Annotated in this window: 15 protein-coding genes and 1 pseudogene; 6 read left to right on the forward strand and 10 right to left on the reverse strand. The window is 56.9% G+C overall.

What is annotated here, in order from left to right; genetic code table 11:
* Positions 1-124: 124 nt before the first annotated feature.
* Both umuC and UIB01_RS16890 read right to left on the reverse strand, forming a co-directional pair.
* Positions 125-1407, reverse strand: a pseudogene (gene umuC, locus UIB01_RS16880) (translesion error-prone DNA polymerase V subunit UmuC).
* Positions 1394-1825, reverse strand: coding sequence for a LexA family protein (locus UIB01_RS16890; protein ID WP_011914412.1), 432 nt, complete (start codon positions 1823-1825; stop codon positions 1394-1396). Before UIB01_RS16890 ends, umuC begins: the two are co-directional and overlap by 14 nt.
* 82 nt (positions 1826-1907) lie before the next feature.
* On the opposite strand from UIB01_RS16890, the gene UIB01_RS16895 reads away from it, so the two are divergent.
* Both UIB01_RS16895 and UIB01_RS16900 read left to right on the forward strand, forming a co-directional pair.
* A complete protein-coding gene (locus tag UIB01_RS16895; RefSeq protein WP_011914413.1) occupies positions 1908-2621 on the forward strand; it encodes an SOS response-associated peptidase family protein in 714 nt (237 codons plus the stop codon).
* Between the two features lie 332 nt (positions 2622-2953).
* On the forward strand, positions 2954-3760 hold the full coding sequence (locus tag UIB01_RS16900; protein ID WP_038663076.1) for a hypothetical protein: 807 nt from the start codon (positions 2954-2956) through the stop codon (positions 3758-3760).
* A 291-nt stretch (positions 3761-4051) separates the two neighbouring features.
* Here the strand turns inward: UIB01_RS16900 and UIB01_RS16905 are convergent, their stop codons facing one another.
* From UIB01_RS16905 to UIB01_RS16940, 7 genes are all read right to left on the reverse strand, one after another.
* Positions 4052-5422, reverse strand: coding sequence for an IS1182 family transposase (locus UIB01_RS16905; protein WP_014818820.1), 1371 nt, complete (start codon positions 5420-5422; stop codon positions 4052-4054).
* 341 nt (positions 5423-5763) lie between these two features.
* A complete protein-coding gene (locus UIB01_RS16910; protein ID WP_017246267.1) occupies positions 5764-6324 on the reverse strand; it encodes a hypothetical protein in 561 nt (186 codons plus the stop codon).
* Between the two features lie 225 nt (positions 6325-6549).
* Positions 6550-6798, reverse strand: coding sequence for a hypothetical protein (locus UIB01_RS16915; RefSeq protein ID WP_230585258.1), 249 nt, complete (start codon positions 6796-6798; stop codon positions 6550-6552).
* Between the two features lie 7 nt (positions 6799-6805).
* A protein-coding gene (locus tag UIB01_RS16920; RefSeq protein ID WP_116620521.1) for an IS3 family transposase occupies positions 6806-7959 on the reverse strand; the annotation gives its coding sequence in 2 pieces (ribosomal slippage) (positions 6806-7713 and positions 7713-7959; 1155 coding nt in all).
* 45 nt (positions 7960-8004) lie between these two features.
* Positions 8005-8232, reverse strand: coding sequence for a hypothetical protein (locus UIB01_RS16930; RefSeq protein ID WP_230585259.1), 228 nt, complete (start codon positions 8230-8232; stop codon positions 8005-8007).
* 8 nt (positions 8233-8240) lie between these two features.
* Positions 8241-8603 carry a DUF3703 domain-containing protein gene (locus UIB01_RS16935; RefSeq protein ID WP_017246265.1) on the reverse strand — a complete coding sequence of 121 codons (363 nt, stop codon included), beginning with the start codon at positions 8601-8603 and terminating at the stop codon, positions 8241-8243.
* A 16-nt stretch (positions 8604-8619) separates the two neighbouring features.
* Complete coding sequence (locus UIB01_RS16940) at positions 8620-10902, reverse strand: heavy metal translocating P-type ATPase (RefSeq protein ID WP_017246264.1); 2283 nt, start codon at positions 10900-10902, stop codon at positions 8620-8622.
* 235 nt (positions 10903-11137) lie between these two features.
* Between UIB01_RS16940 and cadR the strand changes: the two genes are divergently transcribed.
* From cadR to UIB01_RS16960, 4 genes are all read left to right on the forward strand, one after another.
* Positions 11138-11590, forward strand: a complete 453-nt coding sequence (gene cadR, locus UIB01_RS16945) for a Cd(II)/Pb(II)-responsive transcriptional regulator (protein WP_017246263.1) — start codon at positions 11138-11140, stop codon at positions 11588-11590.
* Positions 11591-11855: 265 nt separating this feature from the next.
* Complete coding sequence (locus UIB01_RS16950) at positions 11856-12317, forward strand: methyltransferase family protein (protein ID WP_017246261.1); 462 nt, start codon at positions 11856-11858, stop codon at positions 12315-12317.
* 178 nt (positions 12318-12495) lie between these two features.
* A complete protein-coding gene (locus UIB01_RS16955; protein WP_014818820.1) occupies positions 12496-13866 on the forward strand; it encodes an IS1182 family transposase in 1371 nt (456 codons plus the stop codon).
* A 367-nt stretch (positions 13867-14233) separates the two neighbouring features.
* A complete protein-coding gene (locus UIB01_RS16960) occupies positions 14234-15478 on the forward strand; it encodes a helicase/relaxase domain-containing protein (RefSeq protein ID WP_080695108.1) in 1245 nt (414 codons plus the stop codon).
* Positions 15479-15518: 40 nt separating this feature from the next.
* Here UIB01_RS16960 and UIB01_RS16965 read toward each other — a convergent pair whose 3' ends face one another.
* Positions 15519-16382: a DUF6685 family protein gene (locus tag UIB01_RS16965; protein ID WP_020307701.1), complete on the reverse strand. Its 864-nt coding sequence runs from the start codon at positions 16380-16382 to the stop codon at positions 15519-15521.
* Positions 16383-16527 lie beyond the last annotated feature (145 nt).

The following is a 16527-nucleotide window of genomic DNA, read 5'->3' on the forward strand; positions in this document are numbered from 1 at the left end:
CTATCCGACCAACACAAGAGCCAGGCACTGCCTGGCTTTTTCTTTACGCTTTCAGCGGTCAACGGATGCAAGCGATCGCACTACAACCAGTACCTGGAATTCATCGGTCCTCGCATGCACTCGCCTAGTTGCACCGCACCACCCACAACTGATCCAGCCTGGTCGTGAAACTTTGGCTCATCATCTCCCGTCGCATGCCCCAGTCCGGCGCGGTGGTTACGCGGCCGGGCCGGAGGGTATTGCGGCCCCACTTGGCGTTGATTGCATCGAGCACGCCCATAACGCGCTCCGACGCGGCGGGCTGGGTTTGGGCGAATAGATCGTCGGTGTACTCGCCGCGCTGGCAGAGGTCCATCAGCAGGACCTCTGCCTTGCTGAACGAAAAGCCATCGCGATAGATGTGTTCCAACCCAGCGATCGCCGCCCGGATGATGTAGCGGGTGTCGTTGGTGGGATACGGCAGCTCACACACGACGCCTTTCGCGAACTTGGGCTCGTCGGGATTAAACATGCCGGTACGGATGCTGATTCGGACGCGCTTGCACATGGACTGCTGTGCCCTCAGCTTCTCGCTGGCCCGAGCGGCATATGCCGCCACTGCGTCCTTGATTGGCTCAAGCTCGCGCAGGCGCTTGCCGAACATCCGCGAGCAGCAGATCTCCTGTTTGGGTGACGCGACCTCCTCCAGATCGAGGCACGGCGTCCCGCGCAGTTCGCGTGCGGTTTTCTCGATGACCACGCTGAATTTTTTGCGCAGGGTCCAGGCATCCGCGCTAGCTAGATCCCAAGCAGTACGTATGCCCAACCTGTTCAGGTGCTCGGTCATCCGGCGACCGACACCCCATACATCGCCGACGTCAGTCACGCGCAGCACCTTGTCGCGCCGCACCGGGTCGAGAAGGTCCACTACCCCACCCGTCTGCTTCTGCCAGCGCTTCGCTGAATGGTTCGCCAACTTGGCGAGCGTCTTGGTCCCCCCAATGCCCACCCCGACCGGGATACCTGTGCTGCGCAGTACCTCAGCGCGGATCCGCCTGCCGAGCACTTCGACGTCTGGCACACCGGTAAGGTCGGCAAACGACTCGTCGATTGAGTACACCTCAACCGCAGGCACCAGGCTCTCGATGACCGTCATGACGCGCTCGCTCATGTCGCCGTTTACAGCGCGTAATTGCTGGAAAACACCACAACGCCCCAACGCTCCAGGTCGCGCCGGATCTGAAAATACGGCACGCCCATTTTGATACCGAGCTGCTTTGCCTCGGCCGAGCGCGCGATCACGCAGCCGTCATTGTTCGAAAGCACGACGATAGGCGTACGGCGCAAGTCTGGTCGAAAGACACGCTCGCAGCTGGCGTAGAACGAGTTGCAATCAATGAGGGCGATGGCCCGCTCAGTACTTGCCATGGATTCGGATGCTGTATGACACCACGCCCCATACGTAGAGTTCTTCGCTTTCGAGGAGGTACCGCGGCGGGAACTTCGGATTAGCCGAGCGCAGAATGACCTGGCTGCCGGCTCGGTCGAAAATCTTGACCAGAGGCTCGTTATTCAGCGCTGCGATGATCACCTCCCCTTTTTCTGCCTCCCGTCCCCGGTCGATGATCAGAATGTCTCGGTCGAAAATGCCGACCTGGATCATGCTCTCCCCGTCTGCGCGCGCCAGGTAGGTATGCGGAGCTCGGATGTTCATCAGCTCGTCGAGCGAGATGCTCCCCTCCATGTGGTCCTGCGCTGGGCTCGGGAATCCGGCGGGCACGCAGAAACTGAAAAACGGCAGTGCAATTGTGGCGGGAGCAGCAGGTCCCAACATATGGACGGGCATGGCACAGACCTCATAACTGTATGCATATACAGTATTCTGAAGCTAGAGTCCGGTCAATTGAACCAGATGTGCGGGGGCACCCATGTGTGGACGTTTCGCTCAGTACCGAATCGCCTATGAGTACCTGGACAAGATCGCGATGCAGCTGCCCTTGCCATTGCGTGGCAGCGTGAATCCTGAGCCAATCGGACGCTACAACGTGTGTCCGCAATCACTGGTTCAGCTCCTGCACCAGGACGATGATGGCCTGCGCATGGAGCCGGTCAAGTGGGGTTACGCCCCATTGTGGGCACAGGGGAAGCGACCACCAGCGATAAATGCCAGGGTGGAAACGGCCGCGACTAGCAAGTTCTTTCGCGATATCTGGCAAACCGGCCGCGCAATAGTGCCCGCTGATGGTTGGTACGAGTGGAAGAAGGACGCGGCCAACCCGAAGATCAAGCAGCCCTACTACATCACGCTCCGTAGCGGCGAGCCGATGTTTTTCGCTGCGCTCGGGCGGTTTCAGCGAGGCGCCTCGCTGGAACCCCGAGACGGCGACGGCTTTGTTGTCATTACGTCATCTAGCGCTGCCGGCATGCTCGATATTCACGATCGGCGTCCTCTGGTTCTATCGCCAGAGTACGCTGCGCTCTGGATGCAGCAGGAGCTTTTGCCGCTCAAGGCTGAGGAGCTAGCACTGGCGCATGGTTTATGCGTCGAGGAATTCGAGTGGCATCCGGTGGGTAAGGACGTCGGGAACGTGCGGAATGATGGGCCGGAACTTATCAATAGGATCGCCCAGCCGCTGGTATAAAGGCATTTCGCTTCAATGACCGTTGGTGACAACCTAAATCAAGTGCGAGCTTTGCTTTCAGGCCCGCCACTGTATGGGCTCGCGCGACGGTGAGTCGTCAGTTTAGAAAAGTGAGCCAGGGAAATTCGCTAAAGCTCAAACGACGAGCTTGAACACACCTCTTAGGGGCAGATAGCACCGCTTCCGCTTACGGCCAGAAGCAGCCAACAGCGGACGTCAGGCGCCTACAGAAATAGGGGCTATTCAGTTGCTGCCTAGATTGATGAAAAGGCCATGTATGCTACAAGTTTGATGAACAATTGAGATGACCAGTTTGCAAAGGAGTGTGAGCAGTGATTGGATGGTTTATGGCTGGCAACCGCATGGCTTCGCTAGCAGGAAAATGGGCGGATGCTACGAGCCTCAATCCGGGCGATAATGGCCAAATAGCTCTGTTTGCTAGGGAGTTGATGAGGCGAACTGGTCTTCGTGCAGAGGATGCGTGGATTCGGAGCCTCATCAAGTGGATTCGCAATCACCCTGACTCGGAGTCGAGATTCGTCCTCGCCACGGCTCTGATCCGCTTTCTAGATATTTATGAGCATAGCGCTGGGCTTTCGCCAGAAACAAAGGGCGCTGCAAGACAGGCTGCGAATGATGTTCTGCGTATTAGAGAAGCCCAGCCGCAAGCTACTTATACCTTAGCTCCTCCCGCGCACCGGACCGCACCGGCCAAGACTTTTGATCCGTTGGCATTGAGCCGTCAGGTTGGCTCTGTCATCACAGATGATACGACTAAGTGGGAGGTGTTCACTGCTGCACTCGACTATATCAAAGAGGTCTATGGCCACGAATGCAGCAAAAAGGCTGACGTGGAAAATAACTTTGCCCATATTACTCAAAACGCTTCGCTGTCTGTTTTGGGTTGCTATGCCGTGGTAGGGCGTTTAGTCGTTTTTTATTTCTTTGACGAATTGCGCAAGGTAGTTCAGCAAGGAAAATTCAAAGGCTTCAACATGACTTGGACTGTAAAGCTACTAGACCAAACACGTGATTGGTCTGCAGCGAATAATGAGCAAGATTGGGTGGATGCTCGCTGCGTGGCTGTAGATCGCGCGCTGAGTGAAAACATTCAATACTTCCATCGCCATATCAGCTAAAGAGAGTAATTGACCACCCATTTGCATTCGACTTGACCAGTCGCTTGCATCGGACGTGACCAGTCCACTGGCCAAGCCTGACAGGTGTAAATCAACTCTAAACTGCCGCTCACCAAGGGCGGAAATCGGCCGATTCTGTTGAAAAAGTAGGTTTAGCGGCAGCAAGGCGGTCGGATGTACCTGCTGTCGAAGTGGCTGCAAGCCACTTCAAGTTACCTTTCGGCGTTTCACTGAGCGTCCTTGCTCAGGTTTGAGGGTTAATTCGAGGGTTTCTGCTCGCCACAGGCGTACCTATCCCGTGAGCGGTGGCCCTTGAGGCAAAAGCTTGGCCATGCGGCGCAGGTTCTGCACCATCGCAGCCATGGTGAATTCGTCAGTGGCGCCTGTCAGGCCACGCAGTCGTAAACGGTCGAGTTTCATGATCCGTTTAAGATGGGCGAAAAGCATCTCCACCTTCTTCCGTTCGCAACGTGAGACGAGGTATTCCGGTGTCTTGGCGATGCGTCGAGCCACATCGCGGGCAGCCTCATGGATGCTGCGAACGATCTTCCGATTCGGTGTGTTGGGGCAGCATTTCGCTTTCAACGGACAGGTGACGCAGTCGGTTTGGCTGGAGCGGTAGATGATGGTGTTGGCCTTGGTTACCCGCGATCTTTTCTGGGTGAAGGCGCGCCATTCACTGCGTAGCGGTTTGCCGGTTGGGCAGCGATATTCATTGGCTTCCTGATTCCAGTGGAAGTCGTTACTGGAGAGACTGTCGTCCTTGCGCTCAGTCTTGTCCCACACCGGCACATGCGGCTCGATGTCCTTCTCTTCGACCATCCAGGCCAGCATCGGGGCAGTGCCATAGGCGGTGTCGCCGATGAGGCGTTCCGGTGTGAGGTCGAACTGCGCTTCGACACGCTCGACCATCGTCCTGGTCGAGTCGACTTCGGTGGTACGGTGCGCCGGGGTCGCTTCCACATCCATGATCACACCGTGCTCAGTGTCGATCAGGTAATTTGTGGAGTAGGCAAAGAAGGCCGGGCCGCCTGGTGCTGCTGTCCAACGGGACTGAGGATCGGTGAGCGAAATCTTCTTGGGAAGAGCCTCAGCCAACGCATCTTCATCAAGTGCTTCGAGGTACTCGCGCACGGCGCGGCTGCTGAGCTTTGGATCGCTCCAATCGACTTCATCTCCCACCACCCCACGTTGCCGGCTGGCATCCGCCTTGATGATGCTGGCGTCGACGGCGAAACCTTCGCCCTTGACTAGGCCGGCTGCCATGCAGCGCCGCAGCACTTCATTGAACAACCAGCGGAACAGATCGCTGTCACGGAAACGGCCATGGCGATTCTTCGAGAAGGTCGAGTGATTAGGTACTTCGTCTTCCAGACCCAGCCGGCAGAACCAGCGATAGGCCAGGTTCAGGTGCACCTCTTCGCACAATCGCCGCTCGGAACGAATGCCATAGCAGTAGCCGACGACCAGCATGCGCACCATCAATTCCGGGTCAATCGAGGGACGCCCGATGGGGCTATAGAAATCCGCCAGATAGGCGCGCAGATCACTGAGATCCAGGCACTGGTCGATGCTGCGCAGGAGATGTTGGGCCGGGACGTGATCTTCGAGATTGAACGAGTAGAACAGGCGCTGCTGTCCTCCCGGTAACTGTCCCATCATGCTGTTCGCCTCCACGCCCGCTGACAAAGCAATTTTGCCAACGGCATGGGGAGGTCGCTACTTTTTCAACAGAATCGGCCAAAAGCAGCCATTAGCCAGCCATACATGCAGGTGTCCGCTGATACAGAGTTGACGTATTCGTGCCGCCTATTGGTTGATGCGTCGACGGCGCGCACACAAGAGTCACCATTTACAGGTGCTTTAGCGCTGAATCTTCAGGTGAGCCAAAAATTGAATCGGTGGGCGCCAGCCCAACGCCCCTTAGTGTGAGTTGGGCTGGCGCATGAAAGTATTCATACCGTACGGGAACAGCATGCTGTCCGTGGAATAAGTGTGAAGTCTCAGCGCTGTGGCATGCCCATATGCTGCTGATGCTGCATCATCTGATCCATCATCATCTGCTGCATACCCATGTACCTGTCCATCATGTATTGATGCTGCTTCATCTGCTCAGGCGTCATCTGGGAGTAGTGGCTGCCCATTTGATCCCAGCCCATCATGTGACCCCCACCCATCATCTTACCGTTACCCATCATGTGGCCACCGCCCATCATCTGACCGTCACCCATCATGTGACCGCCCTTCATGCCCCCTCCGCAGCACCCCATCATTCCGCCACCACGCATTCCGTTCATCATGTGCATTCCTTGCTGCATCATGGTTTGGTGCTCTTGCATCAGTTTCTGACGCTGTGCAGGGTCGCTAGCTTTCTGAATTTGGCTCATTTGCTCCTGCATTTTCTTCAGGTTTTCTTGTGCCTTCGCCATCTCTTGATCAAATTGCTCAACGCTCATTGGCTGCTGTTGAGCCTGGCTGGTGGCGCTGGAGTCCTGCTGCGCAAAGGTTAAGGCCGGAAAAAGCGCAGCCGCCAAAGCGAAGGCGGCGAGTTTTGGTGCTTTCATTGCTCAGTTCCTTGCAGGTGAAAGTGGGTCGTGGGGTGAGTCACCAGTAGTCAATATAGACCTCGAAGACGGGTGTAGCCTGATGCAGGTCAAAAGTTGACCCCGTACCTGCTACAGGTTGTATTAAAGCTGCCCCGACCAAGGAGGTTGCCTGGGGGAGCGAATTTTCAGTGGCCAAGAGGTATTGCTCTCTAGGTGAGCAGCCCTGTCTGGGCATGGCGTGCTTCAGTAGCTAAAGCCATTTGCCGCCAAAGCTGCCCAGCGGCGCTGACGGTGGGCGTAAAACTGACGCGCAAAAAGCCACACGAACGGGGTGAGGATGCCGGCCTCGATAGTCACGCGATCTCGGTAAAGCGTTCCGCCACTCACTTCTTGAGCCGTAATGACGTGATCCCACTTGGTGATCAGCGGGCTATAGCCGTTGTCTCTAAGCATGAAGGTCTGAGCGTTTTCCATCTGCGGGTAGGTAATCACAAGGGTTCTACCCCATTTCCACGGACGGTTTGAAAAGGGCTGAAAACTTCAGATCTTGCCTGGCGACTCTACGACGCATTCTCGGGTTGTGAAACCGCTCGATGTAATCGAATAGATCTGCTCGTGCCTCATCGCGAGTTCGATACGACTGATGGGCAACCCGCTCCCGTTTGAGCTGACCGAAGAAGCCTTCACAGGCAGCGTTGTCGCCGCAATGCCCGACGGCACTCATGCTGCAAACCAGCGTGTTGCGATTCAGAAAGCGCTGGTAGTCAGCACTGGTGAATTGGCTGCCGCGATCCGAATGCAGGATCACTGACCAGTCACCCTGGCGCTGCCAGATTGCCATCTCCACTGCTCGGATCACCATTTGCCGATCCTGGCGGTGATGCATCGACCAACCGATCACCAGCTTGCTGTACAGGTCGAGCACTACGCACAGGAAGAGTTTGCCTTCCAGTGTGGCTATTTCCGTGATGTCCGTGACCCACTTGCGCTCCGGTTCCTGTGCAGTGAAATCGCGCTCCAGGAGGTTTTTCACGCCTGCTGGGCGGCCACTGACGGCTCTTCCAAAGCCACGTCGTTTCCGGCGTGGCCAGCCTTGAATTCGCTCAGCCGCCATCAGGCGAGCAACTCGGTTCAGGCTGACGACTTCGCCCTCGTCGAGCAAATCCTCGTGCATTCGTGGCGCTCCAATCACGCCCCGGCTGTCCTCGTGAATCTCCCGAATGCGCTTCACCAAGCGCGCATTCTCCTGAGCTCGCGCACTTGGTTCACGATCCTGCCAGGCGTAATAGCCGCTGGCAGAAACCTTCAGGCAACGGCACATCAATCGTACCGGGTACTCGTTGCGGCAGCGCTGGATCACCGTGTACCGCTCGATGACTCCTTGGCAAAGTACGCTGCCGCGTCTCTTAAAAAATCACGTTCCTTGGTTACTCGGGCCAACTCGCGCTTGAGACGGGCAAGCTCCTCATCCCGCGGACTTCCCGTTCCAGGGAAGACTTTCTCAGTGCCTGGTTGCGCCTCCCGAACCCAGCGGGTGAGCAGGTTGGGAGCCACACCAATCTCTAGGGCCACCTGTCGGCAGCTGGCCCCTGAACGACGAACCAGCTCGACGGCTTCCCGTTTGAACTCGGGACTGTATTTCTTGCGCTTCATGAACACTCCTTCAGCTCGGTGTGAGCTTACTTGAAAGTGTCCGTGCTAACGGGGTAGAACCCCAATCGCCTGACGGCCAATGGGAAGTACGCCGAATAACTTCAGCTTGACCCAGTAGGTGCCCTCGCTCCAGGTATCAGGAAACTCAGCCGGAGCCAGCGGGCTGAAACTCAATAAGGGTGAAGCAACCTGACGCAGCAGGCGTGGTGTGCGCACCTGGGCGATCACCTCTGCAAGTGGGCACGGCAGTTGGGTGGCGAGATCGACTTGCATGGGCGCAATCACCGGCTGGATAGGTTTTGCTCGTCACTCGCAAGCAAGGTCTGGAGTTCTTCAGGAACCGGCATGGGCTTGAAAGCACTGACTCTGGAGCGGCCTGTATTGCCGAGGGGCACCCAGATTCTGGAGAACAACAAGGCCGCGAAAATGCGCGGTATTTGCCCGGCCACCTCGCGATAATCGCCAATCTGCCAACCGAGCGTGAGCATCAGCCAGTGTGATCTGGCGTGCGGCAAGGGCTGGCGTTGAGTCAGGATGTGCGCACGCTCCAGCCATTGAAAGGCCTCGGTATTACGCCTCTGCTGCATGGCGTGCTCGGCCTGTTGAAAGGCTTGTTCAATTGCAAGTTGCAATGCTGCTTTCATCTTCAATCCTCCGTTCCTACTTTTTAAGCAGGCGCAGGCCGTTGAACACCACCAGCAGACTGACACCCATGTCTGCAAAGACTGCCATCCACATCGTCGCCTGTCCCGTTAGAGTAATGGCGAGAAACAGAGCCTTGATCCCTAACGCCAGCACGATGTTCTGCTTGAGGATGACGGCGGTCTGTTGGGACAGGCGGATAAAGGCCGGGATCTTGCGCAGGTCATCATCCATCAAGGCTACATCCGCAGTTTCGATAGCCGTGTCCGTGCCGGCAGCGGCCATGGCGAACCCGATTTCGGACTTCGCCAGCGCCGGCGCATCGTTGATGCCATCGCCGACCATCCCAACAACGTAGCCACGCGCCTGCAATGCTTCAACGGCCTGCAATTTGTCGACTGGCAGGAGATTACCGCGTGCTTCGTCGATGCCCACTTGCTGTGCGATGGCTTCTGCGGTGTGCGGGTTATCGCCGGTCAGCATCGTGGTCTTCACACCCAGCGCATGAAGCTCCTCGATTGCCTGGCGGCTGGAGTCTTTGACGGTATCGGCAACCGCGAACAGGGCAATGGCACGCTGCGGATTGCACAACACCACCACTGTTTTGCCTTGGCGTTCGAGACGTTCCAGCGTCGCCTCCAGCTCGGGTGAGCAGAGGCCAAGCTCTTCCACCAGACGGTGGTTACCCAGGTGGAAATCCATGCCATCAATGGTGCCCCGTACACCTCGACCCGGCAGGGCTTCGAATCCCTCAACGGTAGCGAACGTCAGGCCATTCTCAGTGGCATGCTTGGCTATCGCTTGCGAAACCGGGTGGTCAGAGCGACTGGCGAGGCTGGCAGCATGGGTGCGATTGAGTTCTGAGTCCTGTTCAACCAGCGGCATGTAGTCGGTTTGCACGGGTTTGCCATGGGTAATGGTTCCGGTCTTGTCGAGGGCCAGGAAGCCAAGCTTGCCGCCAGTTTCCAGATAAACGCCGCCTTTGATCAGGATGCCTTTGCGTGCAGCCGCAGCTAAACCACTGACAATGGTGACAGGTGTCGAGATGACCAAGGCGCAAGGGCAGGCAACCACCAGCAGTACCAGGGCACGGTAGATCCAGTCGTACCAGGGCTCGGCCATGAAGAGTGGCGGCACGATGGCGACAGCCAGGGCGAATAGGAATACGACAGGGGTGTATACCTTGGCGAATTGATCGACAAAGCGCTGGGTCGGCGCGCGTGAACCCTGCGCCTCCTCGACCGCGTGAATGATACGTGCCAGCGTGGTGTTGGCAGCGGCGGCCAGGACGCGGTATTCCAAGGAGCCGGCTTCATTGATGGTTCCAGCAAAAACCGGATCGCCAATGGTTTTCTCTACAGGCAAGCTTTCCCCTGTGATCGGCGCTTGGTTGATGGTGGAGTTGCCGGCAGTAACCTCGCCATCGAGGCCGATTCGCTCGCCCGGTCGAACCCTAACCAATGCGCCTACGGCGATGGTTTTAACGTCAACTTCCAGCCATGTGCCATCAATCTGCTGCACCGTGGCGCGCTCTGGCGTCAGATCCATCAGGCCACGGATGGCATTGCGAGCCCGATCCAGCGACTTCGCTTCGATCAACTCGGCGACAGAAAAGAGGAACATGACCATGGCCGCTTCTGGCCATTGCCCAATCAGCACCGCACCGGTCACCGCGATACTCATCAGCGCATTGATGTTCAGGTTGCGGTTCTTCAGCGCGATCCAGCCCTTTTTATAGGTCGTCAGGCCGCAAAGCAGAATGGCGAGCAGCGCCATGCCAGCCACAGCCCAATCTGGCGCAAGCTCGGCAAAGTGGATCACTTCCGCCGATACGGCGGCCACCCCCGATAGCGCCAAGGGCCACCAGGCCTTCTTGCGCGGGGTGCCTTGCGCTTCTTCGTTTGCTGCTGCGGAACCCTCAACCACTGGCGTGAAACCAAGCTCGCGAATAGCTGCCAGTGCTACTGGCAGGGCTTCTGCTGAGTGGCTGAGCGTCAGTACACGTTGAAGCAGGTTGAACTCCAGCGCACTGATACCGGGTAGTGAGGTCAGCTTGTCGCGGATTAACTTTTCTTCCGTTGGGCAGTCCATCTGTTCGATTTTGATGCGGGCTTGCCCTTCAGCAGATAGCGGCTCTGCTTGCATGCCCAGGGACGAGATCGCCGCTTCGATAGGCGCGGTCGACGGCAAGCTGTGCCATACCCCAAGAATCCGATTGATCAGGTTGAAGTCGAGCTTATCGATGCCTGCGAGCTTGCTCAGTTTGTCCTGAATCAGCGTCCGCTCGGTAGGGCAGTCCATTTGCGCAATGCGGAAGCTACTGAGCCTGGAGCCGGTTACGGTATTTACCGCTGTAGCCACTGTGGCAGAGCAGTTGCTTGCTTCGTTGGCGTCACAGCAGACATCCTTTGAAACCGCTTCAGGTTTGTATTCGTCACCGCAGCAGCCAGCCATGAAGGTATCCTCATTGATCAGTTGTGCAGAGTGAACACCCTGAAGCCACTTCAGGGTCAAGCGTTTGTCGAAGAGGTGCTTCATGAAAATTGGAGAGCTGGCCAAGCTTGCCGATTGCCAGGTTGAAACGGTTCGCTATTACGAGCGTGAGGGGCTGTTGCCGGCTCCGGCTCGCAGTGAGGGCAACTACCGCCTTTACAGCAGTGAGCACCTTGAGCGGCTTACGTTCATCCGTAACTGCCGAACACTGGACATGACCCTGGACGAGATCAGAAGTTTGTTGGCGCTGATGGATCGGCCAGAGGGAAACTGTGAAGGTGTGAATAGCTTAGTGGATGAGCACATTGCGCATGTGCAAGCGCGCGTGACCAGCCTGCTGGCCCTGCAACAACAGCTGGTTGAGTTACGACACCGTTGCGCCTCTGAGCGGGGCGTAGACGAGTGTGGAATTCTCCAGCGCCTGAACACCACTGGCGGAGTCAGTGCGCTTCCGGATGACGGGCACACCCATGTTGGGAAAAGCCACCGTCATTGACCATCGCCTTAGAAGAGCGCGGAAAAGTAGTTACAAGCCCCCGGCGCGATTCACGTTGTAGTGGCCACCCCCGGCCTTAATGGGAGCTTCGTCATCAAGATGAACCGCCCAGCTCGATAGCTGCTGTGCATACTGGTTGCAACGCCAAGCTGCTGACAAAGTTCGGCCCTGAGCCGCTGCTAGAACTGGTGCAGAGCGAACTGCAAAAAGTGCGCTAAACATAGCGACTGGCGCAAAAGTCATGGCTGCTTAATCGGGAGTTTTTATGCGAGCACTGGAAAACAAGATACCCCCGCCGGTTGTGACCGCTCTGTTTGGGCTGTTGATGTGGCTGGCCGCCCGCTATGTGCCGGGCCTCGACCTGGCGCATTCAGTGCGGGTACTGGTGGCGCTGCTAGTGGTGGCCGTTGGCGTTTGCTTCAGCGTGGCCGGCGTACTGTCGTTTCGGCAGGCGCAGACCACCGTCAATCCGCTGAAGCCTGAAACCGCATCGGCACTGGTGCGCTCGGGTATCTATCAATACTCACGCAACCCGATGTACGTCGGCTTTGCCCTGTTGCTGCTGGCCTGGGCCTGCTACTTGGCCTCACCAATTGCCTTGTTTGGGGTACTGGGGTTTGTGCTGTATATGAATCGCTTCCAGATCAGGCCCGAGGAGCGTGCTCTGATAACTCTGTTCGGCAGCGAGTATTCGGCTTATCAAACCCAGGTTCGCCGCTGGCTTTAACATTAGTTTGTCCATCGTTTAGAGTCGCCATCTGGAAGACAGCGGTCTTCCAAAGCAATAGTTCGTGGCAACGGCCTAGAAGTTGAATGGCCGCTTTTGGCCGATTCTGTTGAAAAAGTAGCGACCTCCCCATGCCGTTGGCAAAATTGCTTTGTCAGCGGGCGTGGAGGCGAACAGCATGATGGGACAGTTACCGGGAGGACAGCAGCGCCTGTTCTACTCGTTCAATCTCGAAGATCACGTCCCGGCCCAACATCTCCTGCGCAGCATCGACCAGTGCCTGGATCTCAGTGATCTGCGCGCCTATCTGGCGGATTTCTATAGCCCCATCGGGCGTCCCTCGATTGACCCGGAATTGATGGTGCGCATGCTGGTCGTCGGCTACTGCTATGGCATTCGTTCCGAGCGGCGATTGTGCGAAGAGGTGCACCTGAACCTGGCCTATCGCTGGTTCTGCCGGCTGGGTCTGGAAGACGAAGTACCTAATCACTCGACCTTCTCGAAGAATCGCCATGGCCGTTTCCGTGACAGCGATCTGTTCCGCTGGTTGTTCAATGAAGTGCTGCGGCGCTGCATGGCAGCCGGCCTAGTCAAGGGCGAAGGTTTCGCCGTCGACGCCAGCATCATCAAGGCGGATGCCAGCCGGCAACGTGGGGTGGTGGGAGATGAAGTCGATTGGAGCGATCCAAAGCTCAGCAGCCGCGCCGTGCGCGAGTACCTCGAAGCACTTGATGAAGATGCGTTGGCTGAGGCTCTTCCCAAGAAGATTTCGCTCACCGATCCTCAGTCCCGTTGGACAGCAGCACCAGGCGGCCCGGCCTTCTTTGCCTACTCCACAAATTACCTGATCGACACTGAGCACGGTGTGATCATGGATGTGGAAGCGACCCCGGCGCACCGTACCACCGAAGTCGACTCGACCAGGACGATGGTCGAGCGTGTCGAAGCGCAGTTCGACCTCACACCGGAACGCCTCATCGGCGACACCGCCTATGGCACTGCCCCGATGCTGGCCTGGATGGTCGAAGAGAAGGACATCGAGCCGCATGTGCCGGTGTGGGACAAGACTGAGCGCAAGGACGACAGTCTCTCCAGTAACGACTTCCACTGGAATCAGGAAGCCAATGAATATCGCTGCCCAACCGGCAAACCGCTACGCAGTGAATGGCGCGCCTTCACCCAGAAAAGATCGCGGGTAACCAAGGCCAACACCATCATCTACCGCTCCAGCCAAACCGACTGCGTCACCTGTCCGTTGAAAGCGAAATGCTGCCCCAACACACCGAATCGGAAGATCGTTCGCAGCATCCATGAGGCTGCCCGCGATGTGGCTCGACGCATCGCCAAGACACCGGAATACCTCGTCTCACGTTGCGAACGGAAGAAGGTGGAGATGCTTTTCGCCCATCTTAAACGGATCATGAAACTCGACCGTTTACGACTGCGTGGCCTGACAGGCGCCACTGACGAATTCACCATGGCTGCGATGGTGCAGAACCTGCGCCGCATGGCCAAGCTTTTGCCTCAAGGGCCACCGCTCACGGGATAGGTACGCCTGTGGCGAGCAGAAACCCTCGAATTAACCCTCAAACCTGAGCAAGGACGCTCAGTGAAACGCCGAAAGGTAACTTGAAGTGGCTTGCAGCCACTTCGACAGCAGGTACATCCGACCGCCTTGCTGCCGCTAAACCTACTTTTTCAACAGAATCGGCCGATTGCCGCCGGTGACGACTGGCAGCTACCGGGCCAGAGCGGCGTTTCGGTTCACGTGCTTCAGCACGGCGCCGGCTCTTCGAGCAGGCTCGCTGAGCACTCTTAAACCCCGCAGCGCTGCTTCACCAATGAATGCCCTCTCTCTGCCGCTCACGAATCAACGCACACACGAATTCCGCGTATGCGTTCTATGGGTACATTGATTGAATGGTATCGGATGGATCTCATCCAATCCAGAGCTCTGGGGTGCTTTGCTGTACGTACTGGCTGGCCAGTTTGAGCACGCTGGGGTTCTTGGGGACATCGTTGTAAGGTCTGACCAGGCGTCGGTCGCCCATGAGCTTGGCGGCAATCCAGACAGAGCTGTGGCAGCACCGCGTAACACTCTTCAGCGTCAGCTCCTCGATGGGCTGCGCTACCTGGTGAAGAACGAGCTCAAGTTGAATCAGCCAGACGCTTCCGATGGCTGGATCACGGCCGATGCGATCTGGCTGGTCAGCAAGACCGTTTCGGATCGGCTGCGTGCTCACCTCCTCAGCCAAGGGATTGAGGGTGTTCCGGACCGCAACTCCACTCTCTTCAATGTCTTTCAGGATAACGGCCTGATTGTTGCGAATCCTGCTGGCAAAGCTATTTGGGATGCCGAAATCCTGAGCCCTACGGGATGGAAGAACGCATTCACGTTCTTGAGAGTTTCACCTTCACTCATATGGGCAGCTGGCGAAGACCGCCCGGAGCCTTTTGGCGGCTCGGTGCAAGTCCTCAACGAAGAAGCAGCCCCTGCCGCAGCTTCCGAAGCGCAGGAGGAAAAGCCCAGCCTTACTGCCGGGGGCGGCGATGCCGTTGCGGCAGAGCCTCAAGGGGACGAACCCGCAAGTGACCATGGACCGCAACCCGATGAGGTAGATGATACGGACTACCTTCTGGATCTGATGGATATGCGTGACGCGCCGACCAATTCGGTACCCGCCCCGGCGATGCCGGCGGCGTCCGAGGTCGAAGCTCAGTCAGACACTGCCGCGACCGCTACCATCGCTGGCCCGATCGGCGACACGCTAGGTCACCTTTTCATGCACTGGCTAAAAGTGGGTGTAGGAACCCACAAGATCATTATCAATGATGCAAAAGCCAAGGTTCACACCGTCAACGGCACGGCTTTTCTGGTGACTCCTGAAATATTCAGAAGGTATGCCCAAGAGCATCCGACCCTCTTCTCAGCGAGGGCTGGCGAAGGACAGCCATGGCTGCAGGTCCAAAAGTCGTTCGAAAAGCTGAAGCTTCACGTTAAGAAGAGCAACGGACATAACATCTGGACGTGCGAAGTCTTTGGACCTCGTAAAACGAAAACACTGAAGGGTTATATGCTCAAAAAACCCGGCGACGTATTCACAACTGAGATGCTGGATAATCCCAATCACAAACTTTGTGAGAGTCAGGATGATCACTAGCTATCATTGGATAGTTGCGCTGAGGTCTGGACTACCCTAATTATGGCGGATTGACTTTGTTGATGACCGCTTGTGACTGGGCAGCTAGGCCAGCCAAGTAAGCGCCTAGGTCCTGGAAATTGTTTTCCTTGAGAATCCTCGCAACCATGGCAGAGCGCTTCTCCTTTAGCGGTAAAAAAATTGCGCAACGCTGGTGGTTGTGCGGGCGGGGCAATGTCTTCCAATAATACGTTGCCTTGAAGCGAGCCATAGCTTCGTTGAACCCCAACCAAGCATCAGGCTCATGCGACAACACGAACATGCCGTATTCACGCCTGAGTTCTGTTATAGCCTGCTCACATAACCCGTAGATCTTATAGGTTCCGGTCAGCTCAACCGGCTGTTCAAGCCGCGCCGCGATGTACTTGGCAGCTGCGAAGTGATGCGAACCGCCGGAGTTCATCAGAAAGACGCGTCCGTCCCAAGCCCAAGTGGCGAAATAATCGTGATCGACGTGGCTGATGATCCGAATTTCATCCCAGGCCAGATTCTTCGCCAGCTTCGCCGGAGATATCTCGTCGATCATCTCGGGTGAGTTCCTTACCACCATGTCATCCATGGTGGCGAACTCCTTGAGTTCGGATTTCGACGCGGAGAAGCCATCTACCTGTTGGATATCGCACCGCCACCGTTGGATCTGCATCTCGCTGCCAACGCGCAATAGTGGGGCGCATTCGATGCTAGTCGAGCCATACCGACCATAGGTGCGGCAGTGGGTCCATCCATTCAGCTTGTCGCGATATATCCCGCGCTCATAAATAAGAGATCCGAAGTCGTGCCACCTAACAACCGCTCCTGCGCCAATACCTTTTGCTGTTTCCTGGATGGGCGAATTAAGTTTGACTGGGCTCTTAATCAGCTTCATGAGCGTTGCAGGATACCCACAGTCCTCACGCACTGAGTCCCATAGAAATGTTCCTGCTCTGCGCCAGAAAGGGAGGGGCTGATCTATCGACATGCATTCACCATCGTCGGAGGCAGGCGTTCAGTATAAGGATGTACTCAGTAAG

Origin of the sequence: Stutzerimonas decontaminans (assembly GCF_000661915.1) — a bacterium.
Classification (GTDB): Bacteria; Pseudomonadota; Gammaproteobacteria; order Pseudomonadales; family Pseudomonadaceae; genus Stutzerimonas; species Stutzerimonas decontaminans.

Excerpts from the sequence above, each read along its gene's own strand:
- UIB01_RS16930 (WP_230585259.1), bottom strand. The coding sequence starts at position 8,232 with ATGCAAGTCGATCTCGCCACCCAACTGCCGTGCCCACTTGCAGAGGTG.
- cadR (WP_017246263.1), top strand. The coding sequence starts at position 11,138 with ATGAAAATTGGAGAGCTGGCCAAGCTTGCCGATTGCCAGGTTGAAACG.
- UIB01_RS16895 (WP_011914413.1), top strand. The coding sequence starts at position 1,908 with ATGTGTGGACGTTTCGCTCAGTACCGAATCGCCTATGAGTACCTGGAC.
- UIB01_RS16955 (WP_014818820.1), top strand. The coding sequence starts at position 12,496 with ATGATGGGACAGTTACCGGGAGGACAGCAGCGCCTGTTCTACTCGTTC.
- UIB01_RS16940 (WP_017246264.1), bottom strand. The coding sequence starts at position 10,902 with ATGGACTGCCCTACCGAGCGGACGCTGATTCAGGACAAACTGAGCAAG.
- UIB01_RS16890 (WP_011914412.1), bottom strand. The coding sequence starts at position 1,825 with ATGCCCGTCCATATGTTGGGACCTGCTGCTCCCGCCACAATTGCACTG.
- UIB01_RS16950 (WP_017246261.1), top strand. The coding sequence starts at position 11,856 with ATGCGAGCACTGGAAAACAAGATACCCCCGCCGGTTGTGACCGCTCTG.
- UIB01_RS16965 (WP_020307701.1), bottom strand. The coding sequence starts at position 16,382 with ATGAAGCTGATTAAGAGCCCAGTCAAACTTAATTCGCCCATCCAGGAA.
- UIB01_RS16935 (WP_017246265.1), bottom strand. The coding sequence starts at position 8,603 with ATGAAAGCAGCATTGCAACTTGCAATTGAACAAGCCTTTCAACAGGCC.
- UIB01_RS16910 (WP_017246267.1), bottom strand. The coding sequence starts at position 6,324 with ATGAAAGCACCAAAACTCGCCGCCTTCGCTTTGGCGGCTGCGCTTTTT.
- UIB01_RS16905 (WP_014818820.1), bottom strand. The coding sequence starts at position 5,422 with ATGATGGGACAGTTACCGGGAGGACAGCAGCGCCTGTTCTACTCGTTC.